This is a genomic window from Acuticoccus kandeliae (assembly GCF_003073115.1).
On the sequence record NZ_QBBV01000188.1, the window covers coordinates 1 to 283 of the forward strand.

The following is a 283-nucleotide window of genomic DNA, read 5'->3' on the forward strand; positions in this document are numbered from 1 at the left end:
CTCCGGGCGGGCGCCGACGAGGGTGTTACGCGCGTGTCAGGCGCGGACCTTGCGGCCCACGATCACGCGGTAGATCGCGAGCAGGATCAGCGACCCGACGATGGCGAGCAGCCAGGTCGACAGGTTGAAGAACCCACCGAGGCCGACGCCGAACACCGCGCTGCCGATCCAGCCGCCGAGCAGCGCGCCGACGACACCCAGGATCAGGGTGACGATGATTCCGCCCGGGTCCTTGCCCGGCATGATGGCCTTGGCGATGGCGCCCGCGATCAGCCCCAGCACG

The 283-nt window shown here is 70.3% G+C and carries 1 protein-coding gene; it reads right to left on the reverse strand.

What is annotated here, in order from left to right; translation table 11 throughout:
• Positions 1-36 precede the first annotated feature (36 nt).
• Positions 37-283: GlsB/YeaQ/YmgE family stress response membrane protein (locus tag DBV35_RS29895; RefSeq protein WP_108663942.1), on the reverse strand; the 247-nt coding region annotated here is incomplete at its 5' end.